Raw genomic sequence first — 12,264 nt, 5'->3', positions numbered from 1 at the left:
ATGACCCACACCCCCAGGTTGCCCGAGGGCTACGAGATCTCCACCGACCCGCGGCGCATCGACGCGGAGCGCGTGCACCGCTGGCTCTCCACCGACGCGTACTGGGCCCTCGGGCGGCCGCGCGAGAAGCAGGACCGGGCCATCGAGGGCTCCCTCAACTTCGGCGTCTACGACGCCCTGTCGGGGGAGCAGGTGGCGTACGCCCGGGTGATCACCGACCTGGCGACCTTCGCCTGGCTGTGCGACGTGTACGTCGACCCCGCCGTGCGCGCCAAGGGCCTCGGCTCGGCCCTGGTCGCGGCGGTGCGCGAGCACCTGAGGGCGCACGGGCTGCGCAGGATCCTGCTGGCCACGCACGACGCGCACGGGGTCTACGAGAAGCTCGGCTTCACCGCGCTGGAGCGGCCCGGCGAGTGGATGGCGCTCACCTTCGGGCCGTGACTGGCGTGAATCCTGGGTAGCTCCGAACAACACCCCTTGACCTGCTCACCTCTGCCCTCCACCATCACGGCATGGCGCTTCGGGTCACGTTCGTCGCCTCCGCACGCAGCTCACCGCTGCTCGCCGAGCGCTTCGACGACGACCGGCCGCTGGACCAGGCCGGATGGGACGAGGTGCTCCGCGCCGCGGGCGGTCTGCTGCCGCTGGCGGCCGCCGAGCTGCGCTACTGCTCGCCCACGCCCCGCAGCCGCGCCACCGGGGACGCCCTCGGCTTCGCTCCGCTGGTCCAACTCGCCCTGCGGGAATGCGACATGGGCCGCTGGCGCGGACTGACCCTCGCCGAGGCCATGGCCCGCGAGCCCTCGGCGGTGGACGCCTGGCTCGCCGACCCGTGGTCGGCCCCGCACGGCGGGGAGTCGCTGCTCGTCTTCATCAGCCGGGTCGGCGGCTGGCTCGACACCCGCCCGGGCGGCGACGGCGACCGCATCGTCGCCGTCGCCGAGCCCTCCGTGATCCGGGCCGCGCTGGTCTACGCGCTGCGGGCGCCGCCGGCGACGTACTGGAACCTGGACGTGCGGCCCCTCTCGACGACCACGCTCACGGGCCGGGCGGGCCGCTGGAGTCTGCGCTTCGAGGGGACGCCTCCGCAATGGGCCGCGCATCCGGCGTTTCGCGAAGATAATCCGTTGTGAGCAGCAGGTCCTTGGCCGGGCCGCCCACCCGCCACACCGTCCGCCAGCGGCTCGGGCCCTGGACGGTGAACTCGCCGCGGTAGAGGTCGGCGGCGCACGGATGGTCGGCCACATGGCGTCCCGAGGCCAGGTCGAGGCCGTGGAAGGGGCGGCCGTCCGCGAAGCGCACGTCGGCGGTCCCCGGAGCGCTTCCCGGCGTGTAGCGCAGCGTCCGCTCCGCGGGCCGGGTCACGCCCTGCCAGGTGAAGGCGCCGGACTCCCGGCTCAGCAGCCCGCCCTCGGCCAGCGCGTCGAACGCGGTGGTCCCCTCGAAGCGGCCCTCCGCGCCGCTCGCCAGATCCCGCACCGTCCGCTCGGTGCGCCACCGGCCCGCGAGATACGCCAGCACGTCCGGCACCGGCCACAACTCGCCCATTTCCACTCGCTTTCCGGCCCCGGCCCGCTGGTTGCTGTGTGACCCATTGACGCACTTCGGTCACCTCCCTATCTTGCCGTTCGAAGTGCTGACCAGCGTCCGATATCTCGAACACCTAGTGAGAGCCGCGGAGTATCCATGTCACGCACCCGCTGGAGACTCGGTCTCAGCGTCACCGCCCTCCTGACGGCCTCGGCCCTGCTGCCGTCCCCGGTCCACGCGGAGGCCGCCGCCGACTACACGATCACCGTCGACCCGTCGGCCCGGGGCGCCGCGATCGACGACACGATGTACGGCGTCTTCTACGAGGACATCAACCGGGCCGCCGACGGCGGCCTCTACGCCGAGCTGGTGCAGAACCGGTCCTTCGAGTACTCCACCGCCGACAACGCCTCGTACACGCCGCTCACCTCCTGGACGTCCGACGGCACGGCCCGGGTGCTGGACGACGCGGGCCGGCTCAACGAGCGCAACCGCGCCTACCTCTCCCTGGGCGCCGGTTCGTCGGTCACCAACGGCGGCTACAACACCGGCATCCACGTCGAGAAGGGTGAGAAGTACGACTTCTCGGTGTGGGCCCGCGCCGCCGGCGGCACCACCCTCACCGTCAGCCTCCGGGACGCCGCCGGGACGCTCGCGCAGGTGCGCGAGGTGGCCGCGCGGGGCGAGTGGCGCAAGTACACCGCCACCTTCACCGCGACCCGCACCAGCGACCGCGGCCGGCTCGCCGTGGCCACCGCCGCCCCGGCCGCCCTCGACATGGTGTCGCTGTTCCCGCGCGACACCTACAAGCACCAGCCGAACGGCCTGCGCGCGGACCTCGCCGAGAAGATCGAGGCCCTGCACCCCGGCTTCCTGCGCTTCCCCGGCGGCTGCCTCGTCAACACCGGCTCCATGGAGGACTACAGCGAGGCGAGCGGCTGGCAGCGCGAGCGCAGCTACCAGTGGAAGGACACCATCGGCCCGGTCGAGGAGCGCGCCACCAACGCCAACTTCTGGGGCTACAACCAGAGCTACGGCCTCGGCTACTACGAGTACTTCCGCTTCGCCGAGGACATCGGCGCCATGCCGCTGCCCGTCGTCCCCGCCCTGGTCACCGGCTGCGGCCAGAACCAGGCGGTCGACGACGAGGCGCTGCTGGAGCGGCACGTGCAGGACACCCTGGACCTCATCGAGTTCGCCAACGGCCCCCGCACCAGCGAGTGGGGACGCAAGCGCGCCGAGATGGGGCACCCGAAGCCCTTCGGCCTCACCCACCTGGGGGTCGGCAACGAGGAGAACCTCCCGGTCGAGTTCCTCGAGCGCTTCGAGAAGTTCCGCGCGGCCATCGAGGCGAAGTACCCGGACATCACCGTCGTCTCCAACTCCGGACCGGACGACTCCGGCACCACCTTCGACACGGCGTGGCGGCTGAACCGCGAGGCGGGCGTCGCCATGGTCGACGAGCACTACTACAACAGCCCGCGGTGGTTCCTCCAGAACAACGACCGCTACGACTCCTACGACCGCAAGGGCCCGAAGGTCTTCCTCGGCGAATACGCCTCCCAGGGCAACGCCTGGAAGAACGCCCTGTCCGAGGCGGCCTTCATGACCGGCCTCGAACGCAACGCGGACGTCGTCAAGCTCGCCTCCTACGCCCCGCTGCTCGCCAACGAGGACTACGTGCAGTGGAACCCGGACATGATCTGGTTCAACAACCACGCGTCCTGGGGTTCGGCGAACTACGAGGTCCAGAAGCTCTTCATGAACAACACCGGCGACCGCGTCGTCCCGTCCACGGCCACCGGCACACCGGACGTCAGCGGCCCCGTCACCGGTGCCGTCGGCCTGTCGACGTGGGCGACCAGCGCGGCGTACGACGACGTGCGGGTGACCTCGCAGGACGGCCGGACCCTCCTGTCCGACGACTTCTCCGGGGGCGCGTCGCGGTGGACGCACTCGGGCGCGGGCAGCTGGACCGTCCAGGACGGCGCCTACGTCCAGACGGACACCGCGGCCGAGAACACCATGGTCACGGCCGGTGACCCCGGCTGGCAGAACTACGACCTGCACGTGAGGGCCACCAAGAAGGCCGGCAAGGAGGGCTTCCTCGTCGCCTTCGGCGTCAAGGACACCGGCAACTACTACTGGTGGAACCTGGGCGGCTGGAACAACACCCAGTCCGCCGTCGAGCAGGCCGCGGACGGGGGCAAGTCGACGCTCCTGTCGAAGGCCGGGTCGATCGAGACGGGCCGCGCCTACGACATCGACGTCAAGGTGCGGGGTCGCCAGGTGACCCTCTACCTCGACGGCAAGGAGTGGGGCAGCTTCACCGACGACAAGCCGGCCGAGCCGTTCCGCCAGGTCGTCACGGAGGACGCGCGCACCGGCGACCTGATCGTCAAGGTCGTCAATGCCCAGGACACCGCGGCCCGCACGGCCGTCGACCTCGGCGGCGCGGAGGTCGCCGGCAAGGCCCGCGTCACGACCCTGGCCGCCGAACAGGACGCGGTCAACACGGAGACGACCACACCGGTCACGCCGGTGCGGTCCACCTTCTCCGGGGTGGCGAACGAGTTCGAGTACACCTTCCCGGCGAACTCGGTGACGTTCCTGCGGATCAGGCAGGGGTAGGCGGCCGGACGGCCTGGGGCGGCCTCACCAGTGGGCGCGGTCGTCCCAGGCCTCGAACCCCGCGAACTCCAACGGGTCGTCCTCCTCGTCCAGACCCGCCAGCCCGTGGGTGACGAGGGTCCCGCGCTGCCACGCCACCAGGGTGTCGACCAGGCCGTGCCCCAGGGGCGCCCCCTGGGGCGCGTGCCGCGGCCACACCACCAGCGGCCATGCGTCGGGGTCGTCGCCCTCCGTGAGCCAGCCGAGGTGGTCGGCGTCGATGGAGTTGGCGAAGGGCAGGAAGCCGCCGGGCTCGGGCCAGGCGGTGAGCGGGTGGTCCTCCGGGAATCTCCCTCTGGCCGAGCGGTACGCGCCCAGCACCTCCTCCACGTGGGTCACGAAGCGCCGCTCGCCGGTCCGCAGGGGCGTCAGGAAGCGCAGCCACTCGCTCCAGCACCCGGCGCCGTACAGGTCCATCAGCCGCACGTACTCGCCCGGCAGCCGTGTGCCCAGTTCCGCGAAGAGCCCCTCCCACGTTCCGCCGCCGAGATACGGCCGCTCGGGCGGCGGTGACAGCAGACGCAGGGCGTCCAGTCCGGCGCCGGTCTCCAGAGCGACGCGCCGCTGCGCGTCGGTCAGCCGGGGAGGGACTTCCGCGGGCGGGGTCCAGGGCGCGGCCGTCGGCAGGAAGGCGGTCCGCGCCACGCTGCCGCTCACGGGCCCCATCAGCGGGCCGGGCGGGGAGGGCAGCTCCCAGGTCTCCCGGACGGCGTGGCGCAGGTACTCGGTGAGCGTGAGGTCGTAGGCGTGCCAGTCCAGCAGGCCGCTCCCCGGTACCGAACCCTGGTGCCGGACGACCACCGTCCACTCGTCCGGATCGGCCGAGACGGAGGTGTCCCAGAAAAGGGTGTCGGAGCCCCGGGTGCATCCCCAGGCCAGCAGCCCGCCCGGCTCCGGATGCACCGCGAACCGCTCCCCGGCCGGCAGGTCCCGGGCCTCGATCCGGGCCTCCCGGTGCGTCTCGCGCAGCCACTCGCCGTAGTCGAACCGGCCGTCCTCTACGCACGGCACGTGGATCCAGAAGTACTCGCCGAGGTCCACGGGCCCGTACCGCTCCGCGAGCCGCTTGTAGTCCCGGGGCAGCCGTACCCCGAGCCACTCCTCGACGAGGTCCCAGTCCACCGGCACGGGAGCCGGTGGCCGCTCGTCGTGCGAGGTGGTGAAAGCGGCGAAGTCGACGCTCAACGGGTCCTCCGTGCCATCCGGTGATCGGCTGGGCAGCCTACCCGTCGGTGTGGGACGGGTGCCCGCCTACTCGGAGCGCGTTGCATAAACGTGCAGCGAAACGTATAGTCATGCCATCAAGGATGGAGGACGTCATGGCGGTACGTGCGGCGGTGGCCGGAGCGAGTGGGTATGCGGGCGGTGAGCTGCTGCGTCTGCTGATCGCGCACCCCGGGGTCGAGATCGGCGCCCTGACCGGCAACTCCAACGCGGGGCAGCGGCTCGGCGCGCTGCAGCCGCATCTGCTGCCGCTGGCCGACCGGGTCCTGGAGGCGACCACGCCCGAGGCGCTCGCCGGGCACGACGTCGTGTTCCTCGCGCTCCCGCACGGCCAGTCCGCCGCCGTCGCCGAGCAGCTCGGGCCGGACGTGCTGGTCGTGGACATGGGCGCCGACTTCCGCCTGAAGGACGCCGGCGACTGGGAGAGGTTCTACGACTCCCCGCACGCCGGCACCTGGCCCTACGGCCTCCCCGAACTGCCGGGTGCCCGCGCCGCGCTGGAGGGGTCCAAGCGTGTCGCGGTGCCCGGTTGCTACCCGACCGCCGTCTCGCTGGCCCTCTTCCCGGCCTACGCCGCCGGCCTCGCCGAGCCCGAGGCGGTGATCGTCGCCGCCTCCGGCACCTCCGGCGCGGGCAAGGCGGCCAAGCCGCACCTGCTGGGCAGCGAGGTCATGGGGTCCATGTCGCCGTACGGCGTCGGGGGCCTGCACCGGCACACCCCCGAGATGATCCAGAACCTCGGCGCGGTCGCCGGTGAGCCGGTCACCGTCTCCTTCACGCCGACCCTCGCACCGATGCCCCGCGGCATCCTCGCCACCTGCACCGCCAAGGCGAAGCCCGGCGTCACCGCCGAAGCCGTCCGCGCCGCCTACGAGAAGGCCTTCGCCGACGAGCCCTTCGTGCACCTGCTGCCCGAGGGCCAGTGGCCCGCCACCGCTTCCGTCTACGGATCCAACGCCGTGCAGATCCAGGTCGCGTACGACGCCGCCGCGGGCCGCGTCATCGCCATCGGAGCCATCGACAACCTGGCCAAGGGCACCGCGGGCGGTGCCGTCCAGAGCATGAACATCGCCCTGGGTCTCGACGAGACCACCGGACTGACGACGATCGGAGTCGCCCCGTGAGCGTGACCGCAGCAAAGGGATTCACGGCGGCCGGAATCGCCGCCGGGATCAAGGAGAGCGGCAACCCCGACCTGGCCCTCGTGGTCAACACCGGCCCCCGCCGCGCCGCCGCGGGCGTCTTCACCTCCAACCGCGTCAAGGCCGCGCCGGTCCTGTGGTCCGAGCAGGTGCTGAAGAGCGGGCAGGTGTCCGCCGTCGTCCTCAACTCGGGCGGGGCCAACGCCTGCACAGGCCCCAAGGGCTTCCAGGACACCCACGCCACCGCCGAGAAGGCCGCCGAGGTGCTCGGGACGGGCGCGGGCGAGGTCGCCGTGTGCTCCACGGGACTCATCGGCGTACTGCTGCCGATGGACAAGCTGCTCCCGGGAGTCGAGGCGGCCGCCGGTCAGCTGTCCGAGCACGGCGGCGAGAAGGCCGCCATCGCCATCAAGACCACCGACACCGTGCACAAGACCTCCGTCGTCACCAAGGACGGCTGGACCGTCGGCGGCATGGCCAAGGGCGCCGGGATGCTCGCGCCGGGCCTCGCCACCATGCTCGTCGTCCTCACCACCGACGCCGACCTGGAGGCCGGCGCGCTGGACACCGCGCTGCGCGCCGCCACCCGCGTCACCTTCGACCGCGTCGACTCCGACGGCTGCATGTCCACCAACGACACCGTGCTGCTGCTGGCCTCGGGCGCCTCCGGCGTCACCCCGGCCCACGACGACTTCGCCGAGGCCGTACGGACCGTCTGCGACGACCTCGGGCAGCAGCTCATCCGGGACGCCGAGGGCGCGAGCAAGGACATCAAGGTCGAGGTCGTGAACGCCGCGACCGAGGACGACGCCGTCCTGGTCGGCCGCACCATCGCCCGCAACAACCTCCTCAAATGCGCCATCCATGGCGAGGACCCCAACTGGGGCCGCGTGCTCTCCGCCATCGGCACCACCTCCGCCGCCTTCGAGCCCGACCGGCTCAACGTCGCCATCAACGGCGTCTGGGTCTGCAAGAACGGCGGTGTCGGCGAGGACCGCGAGCTGGTCGACATGCGCTACCGCGAGGTCCACGTCGTCGCCGACCTCGCCGCCGGCGACGCCACGGCCACCATCTGGACCAACGACCTCACCGCCGACTACGTCCACGAGAACAGCGCGTACTCCTCATGAGCACCCGAAAGCACACCGCGCTCCCCAAGGCCCAGACCCTCATCGAGGCGCTGCCCTGGCTGACCCGGCACCACGGCAAGACCGTCGTCATCAAGTTCGGCGGCAACGCCATGGTCGACGAGGACCTCAAGGCCGCCTTCGCCCAGGACGTCGTCTTCCTGCGCCACGCCGGCCTCAAGCCCGTCGTCGTGCACGGCGGCGGCCCGCAGATCAGCGCCGCCCTCGACCGGCACGGCATCGTCAGCGAGTTCAAGGCCGGCCTGCGCGTGACCACCGAGGACGCCATGGACGTCGTACGGATGGTGCTGGCCGGACAGGTCCAGCGTGAGCTGGTCGGTCTGCTCAACCAGCACGGACCGCTCGCCGTCGGTCTCACCGGTGAGGACGCCCACACCATCACCGCCACCAAGCACCAGCCCCGGATCGAGGGCGAACTCGTCGACATCGGGCGGGTCGGACAGATCACCGAGATCGACACGGGCGCCATCGAGGCGCTGCTCGCCGACGGCCGCATCCCGGTCGTCTCCTCGATCGCCCGCTCCGAGGACGATCACCATGTCTACAACGTCAATGCTGATACGGCGGCTGCGGCACTCGCTGCGGCGCTCGGCGCCGAGACTCTCATGGTCCTCACCGACGTGGAGGGCCTCTACGAGGACTGGCCGGACTCCGACGAGGTGATCAGCCGCCTCACCGCGACCCAGCTGGAGAAACTGCTGCCCGACCTGTCTGCCGGCATGGTGCCGAAGATGGAGGGCTGCCTGCACGCCGTACGCAACGGCGTCACCACCGCCCGCGTCATCGACGGCCGGGTCCAGCACTCGATCCTGCTGGAGATCTTCACCGACGAGGGAATCGGCACGATGGTCGTGCCGGACGAACAGGGGGAGTCGTGAGCAACACCGGGGACACCGCGGGCAACGCGGAGCTGACCGAGCGCTGGCAGGGCACGCTCATGAACAACTACGGCACGCCGCGCCTGCCCCTGGTGCGCGGTGCGGGCTCCCGGCTGTGGGACGCCGACGGCAAGGAATACCTGGACTTCGTCGGCGGCATCGCGGTCAACGCGCTCGGCCACGCCCACCCGGCGGTGGTCGAGGCGGTGAGCCGGCAGATCGCCTCCCTCGGCCACGTCTCCAACCTCTTCATCGCCGAACCGCCGGTCGCGCTCGCCGAACGGCTGCTCCAGCGCTTCGGCCGCGACGGCAGGGTCTACTTCTGCAACTCCGGAGCCGAGGCCAACGAGGGCGCCTTCAAGATCGGCCGGCTCACCGGGCGGCCGCACATGGTCGCCACCGACGGCGGCTTCCACGGCCGCACCATGGGCGCCCTGGCGCTGACCGGCCAGCCCGGCAAGCAGGAGCCGTTCCGGCCGCTGCCCGGCGACGTCACCCACGTGCCCTACGGGGACGCGCAGGCGCTGGCGGCGGCGGTCACCGAGCAGACGGCCCTGGTCGTCATCGAGCCGATCCAGGGCGAGAACGGCGTCGTCGTCCCGCCGCCCGGCTATCTCAAGGCCGCCCGCGCCATCACCGCCGCCACCGGGGCGCTGCTGGTCCTGGACGAGGTGCAGACCGGCGTCGGCCGCACCGGCCACTGGTTCGAGTACCAGGCGCACGAGGGCGTCCTGCCGGACGTCGTCACCCTCGCCAAGGGCCTCGGCGGCGGGCTGCCGCTGGGCGCGACCGTCGCCTTCGGACGCGCCGCCGAACTCCTCCAGCCGGGCCAGCACGGCACGACCTTCGGCGGCAACCCGGTCGCCTGCGCCGCCGGACTCGCCGTCCTCGACACCATCGCGGACGAGGGTCTGCTGGACAACGTGAAGCGGCAGGGCGAGAGGATCCGCGGCGGAGCCGAGGCGCTCGGCCACCCGTTGGTCGGGCACGTCCGGGGTGCCGGACTGCTCCTGGGTATCGTGCTCACCGAGCCACTGGCGCCCCAGGTGCAGCAGGCGGCTCAGGACGCCGGAATCCTGGTGAACGCGCCCGCCCCTGACGTCGTACGGCTGATGCCCGCGCTGAACCTCGGCGACGACGTGGTGGACGCCTTCCTCGGGGCCCTGCCCGGCATCCTTGACCAGGCCGCCCACGCGGCCCACGGGGACGGACGATCCGGAGAATGAGACGACGATGAGCCAGGCGCAGGAGCACGATCAGACGGCGGGGCCCGCCCTGCCGCAGACCCGCACCGCACGCCACCGGCGGATCGTGGACATCCTCAACCGGCAGGCGGTGCGCTCGCAGAGCCAGCTCGCGAAGCTGCTCGCCGACGACGGGCTGACCGTCACCCAGGCGACGCTCTCCCGCGATCTGGACGAGCTGAACGCGGTGAAGATCCGCAACACCGACGGCGACCTCATCTACGCGGTGCCCAGCGAGGGCGGTTTCCGCACCCCGCGGGCGCCGCTCGGCGAGTCGGCGAAGGAGGAGCGGATGCGGCGGCTCTCCGCGGAGCTGCTGATCTCCGCGGAGGCCTCGGCGAACCTCGTGGTCCTGCGCACCCCGCCGGGTGCGGCGCAGTTCCTCGCCTCGGCCATCGACCAGGCGGAGCTGCACGACATCCTCGGCACCATCGCCGGCGACGACACGCTGATGCTGATCAGCCGGGAGCCGACGGGCGGGCAGGCGCTGGCCGACCACCTGCTGCGGCTGGCGCAGAACGGCCACTGAGCGCGGCCGGTGCGGCCGGCGGGCTACCCCCGCGTCAGCACCGCGACCAGCTCGGCCAGACCGTCCACCGCCCAGTCGAAGGCGTCCGAGCCGCGCGGCGGGTCACCCACCGGGCGCCGGACGTAGGCGGTGCGCATGCCCACGGCCTGGGCACCCCGCAGGTCCCAGGCGTGGGCGGCGACCATCAGCACCCGCTCCGGCGGACAGTCGGCCGCGCCGAGGGCGAGCCGGTAGACCTCCGGCGCGGGTTTGTACGCCCCCGCGTCCTCGGCCGACAGGGCCTGGTGCCAGCGCAGCCCCGCGTAGGCGTTGAGGCGGAGCAGCGACGCGCGACTGGCGTTGGAGAGCCCCAGGACCGGGAAGCGTTCGGCCAGGCGCGCGAGACCCGCGACGGAGTCGTCCCACGGCGCCAGGCGCCGGCCGGCGGTGGCCAGCCGCGCCACGGCGTCCCCGTCGGTGAGCCCGGCGTGCTCGGCGACCCGCTCCGCCGCCTCGCGGTCCAGGACCCCGGAGTCGGCGTACGGCCGCTCCTTCGCCCCTATGCGCCCGATCTCGTGCTCGACGTGCTCCTGCCACACCGTGAGCAGATGGCCGACCGAGGCCGCGTCGGCCTCGGGCACCGCCTCGCGCAACGCCGCGCGCAGTCCCCCCGGTTCGTCGACCATCGTGCCGAGCACGTCGAACACGACGGCCTCGACATCGCTCGCCTCTGCCATGCGGCCTCCTCCAACGCGTGCGGACACCTGCCCGGCGGCGTGCCGGTCACCCGTCGGCCGGGTTCAGCCCAGCCAGGCCGCCAGTCCTCCAGTACACCGCACCTCGTCCCCGGCCGTGATCAGCAGCCCCTCGACGCCGGGCAGCGACTCCAGCCACCGCAGCCCCTCCCGCGAACCCATCGCGAACGCCGCCGTCGCCCAGCAGTCCGCCCAGGTCAGCCGCGGCGCCACCACCGTCACGGACAACAGGTCGGTGACCGCCGAACGCCCGGTGCTCGGGTCGACGACATGCGCACCCCGCTCGGCGCTGCCGGACGTCGCCACGGCCAGCTCGGCCGCCCCGGCCGCGGAGACCACGGCCGCGAGCCCGCCGGGCCGCAGCGGGTCCGACACACCGACCCGCCAGGGCCGCCGCACCCCCGGCGACCCGAGCAACTGCACGTCCCCGCCGCCGTTGAGGCTGACCCCCGTCGCACCCGCCGCCGCGATCCGGCGGGCGGCGCACTCCACGGCCCAGCCCTTGACGATCCCGGTCGGATCGAGCCGCCCCCGGAACCGCGTGCTGAACCAGCCGTCGCTCACCCGCTCCGCCTCGGCCGCCAGCTCCAGCACCTCGGCGACCTCGGGCGCGCACGCCTCGACGGTCACCTCGTCCCGCGCCAGCCGGGAGACCTGGCTGTCGTCGCGGTAGGTGCTGAACACCTGGTCGGCCCGGTGCAGCCCGGCGACCGCCTCGTCCAACGCCGCCCGTACGGCCGTGGGTTCCCCGCCGCGGACGTCGAAGGAGAAGACGGTCCCCATCGTCTCCTCCACGTGACGCACCGCGGCGGGAGCCTGTGCGGACTCGGCCACGGCGTCAGCCACCGGCCCGGTCCAGTGCCGATTGCAGGGACTGCTTGTATCCGGCGCTCGTGTACGTGGCGCCGGAGACGGCGTCGATGGCGGCGGTGCCCGCGCTGACGGCGGCCCGGTCGAGCTTGGGCACCGCGTCGGCGGTGACCTGGTCGCTCCGTCCGCCCTTGGGCGCCTGGAGGGTCTCGGCGTCGGTGATCCGCCCGCCGCTGACGGTGACCCGCACCTGAACGGGCCCGTACTGGGTCTGCGCGACGTCACCGGTGAGCACCTGCGTGCCCTGCCCACCGCCGCCCTGCTCCTCGCCCGGGCCGCCGCCGGAACCCTGCCC

General features: G+C 72.6%; 13 protein-coding genes. 8 read left to right on the top strand and 5 right to left on the bottom strand.

Going from position 1 to position 12,264, the window contains the following annotated elements; translation table 11 throughout:
* Both DMH12_RS21250 and DMH12_RS21245 read left to right on the top strand, forming a co-directional pair.
* The gene (locus DMH12_RS21250) at nucleotides 1-441 is read left to right on the top strand and encodes a GNAT family N-acetyltransferase (protein ID WP_125493090.1); all 441 of its coding nucleotides are present in this window, start codon (nucleotides 1-3) and stop codon (nucleotides 439-441) included.
* Nucleotides 442-512: 71 nt separating this feature from the next.
* Nucleotides 513-1,133, top strand: coding sequence for a histidine phosphatase family protein (locus DMH12_RS21245; RefSeq protein ID WP_125493089.1), 621 nt, complete (start codon nucleotides 513-515; stop codon nucleotides 1,131-1,133).
* On the opposite strand, the gene DMH12_RS21240 is transcribed toward DMH12_RS21245, so the two are convergent.
* Complete coding sequence (locus DMH12_RS21240; RefSeq protein ID WP_185832449.1) at nucleotides 1,039-1,548, bottom strand: DUF6314 family protein; 510 nt, start codon at nucleotides 1,546-1,548, stop codon at nucleotides 1,039-1,041. The genes DMH12_RS21245 and DMH12_RS21240 overlap by 95 nt on opposite strands.
* A gap of 138 nt (nucleotides 1,549-1,686) precedes the next feature.
* Between DMH12_RS21240 and DMH12_RS21235 the strand changes: the two genes are divergently transcribed.
* Nucleotides 1,687-4,161: an alpha-L-arabinofuranosidase C-terminal domain-containing protein gene (locus DMH12_RS21235; RefSeq protein ID WP_125493087.1), complete on the top strand. Its 2,475-nt coding sequence runs from the start codon at nucleotides 1,687-1,689 to the stop codon at nucleotides 4,159-4,161.
* 24 nt (nucleotides 4,162-4,185) lie between these two features.
* On the opposite strand, the gene DMH12_RS21230 is transcribed toward DMH12_RS21235, so the two are convergent.
* Complete coding sequence (locus DMH12_RS21230; protein WP_125493086.1) at nucleotides 4,186-5,385, bottom strand: SMI1/KNR4 family protein; 1,200 nt, start codon at nucleotides 5,383-5,385, stop codon at nucleotides 4,186-4,188.
* A 134-nt stretch (nucleotides 5,386-5,519) separates the two neighbouring features.
* Here DMH12_RS21230 and argC point away from each other — a divergent pair, with 134 nt between their 5' ends.
* From argC to DMH12_RS21205, 5 genes are read left to right on the top strand one after another with little or no spacing between them, the layout of a single operon-like run.
* Nucleotides 5,520-6,548 carry an N-acetyl-gamma-glutamyl-phosphate reductase gene (gene argC, locus DMH12_RS21225; RefSeq protein ID WP_125493085.1) on the top strand — a complete coding sequence of 343 codons (1,029 nt, stop codon included), beginning with the start codon at nucleotides 5,520-5,522 and terminating at the stop codon, nucleotides 6,546-6,548.
* Nucleotides 6,545-7,696, top strand: coding sequence for a bifunctional glutamate N-acetyltransferase/amino-acid acetyltransferase ArgJ (argJ, locus tag DMH12_RS21220; protein ID WP_125493084.1), 1,152 nt, complete (start codon nucleotides 6,545-6,547; stop codon nucleotides 7,694-7,696). Before argC ends, argJ begins: the two co-directional genes overlap by 4 nt.
* Nucleotides 7,693-8,592 carry an acetylglutamate kinase gene (gene argB / locus DMH12_RS21215; RefSeq protein ID WP_125493083.1) on the top strand — a complete coding sequence of 300 codons (900 nt, stop codon included), beginning with the start codon at nucleotides 7,693-7,695 and terminating at the stop codon, nucleotides 8,590-8,592. The genes argJ and argB overlap by 4 nt, the downstream gene beginning before the upstream one ends.
* The gene (locus DMH12_RS21210; RefSeq protein WP_125493082.1) at nucleotides 8,589-9,818 is read left to right on the top strand and encodes an acetylornithine transaminase; all 1,230 of its coding nucleotides are present in this window, start codon (nucleotides 8,589-8,591) and stop codon (nucleotides 9,816-9,818) included. The genes argB and DMH12_RS21210 overlap by 4 nt, the downstream gene beginning before the upstream one ends.
* Before the next feature lie 7 nt (nucleotides 9,819-9,825).
* The gene (locus tag DMH12_RS21205) at nucleotides 9,826-10,365 is read left to right on the top strand and encodes an arginine repressor (RefSeq protein ID WP_064726981.1); all 540 of its coding nucleotides are present in this window, start codon (nucleotides 9,826-9,828) and stop codon (nucleotides 10,363-10,365) included.
* 23 nt (nucleotides 10,366-10,388) lie between these two features.
* Here the strand turns inward: DMH12_RS21205 and DMH12_RS21200 are convergent, their stop codons facing one another.
* The 3 genes from DMH12_RS21200 to DMH12_RS21190 form a co-directional block, all read right to left on the bottom strand.
* A complete protein-coding gene (locus DMH12_RS21200) occupies nucleotides 10,389-11,081 on the bottom strand; it encodes a haloacid dehalogenase type II (protein ID WP_125493081.1) in 693 nt (230 codons plus the stop codon).
* A gap of 63 nt (nucleotides 11,082-11,144) precedes the next feature.
* On the bottom strand, nucleotides 11,145-11,882 hold the full coding sequence (locus tag DMH12_RS21195) for an FAD:protein FMN transferase (RefSeq protein WP_125493104.1): 738 nt from the start codon (nucleotides 11,880-11,882) through the stop codon (nucleotides 11,145-11,147).
* Between the two features lie 55 nt (nucleotides 11,883-11,937).
* Nucleotides 11,938-12,264, bottom strand: a 327-nt coding sequence (locus DMH12_RS21190) for an FMN-binding protein (protein WP_125493080.1), incomplete at its 5' end; no start/stop codon positions are given.

It is taken from the genome of Streptomyces sp. WAC 04229, from assembly GCF_003947455.1.
Classification (GTDB): domain Bacteria; phylum Actinomycetota; class Actinomycetes; order Streptomycetales; family Streptomycetaceae; genus Streptomyces.
Note: the sequence above shows the minus strand (reverse complement) of the source record. Positions and strands in the feature narration are given on the sequence as shown.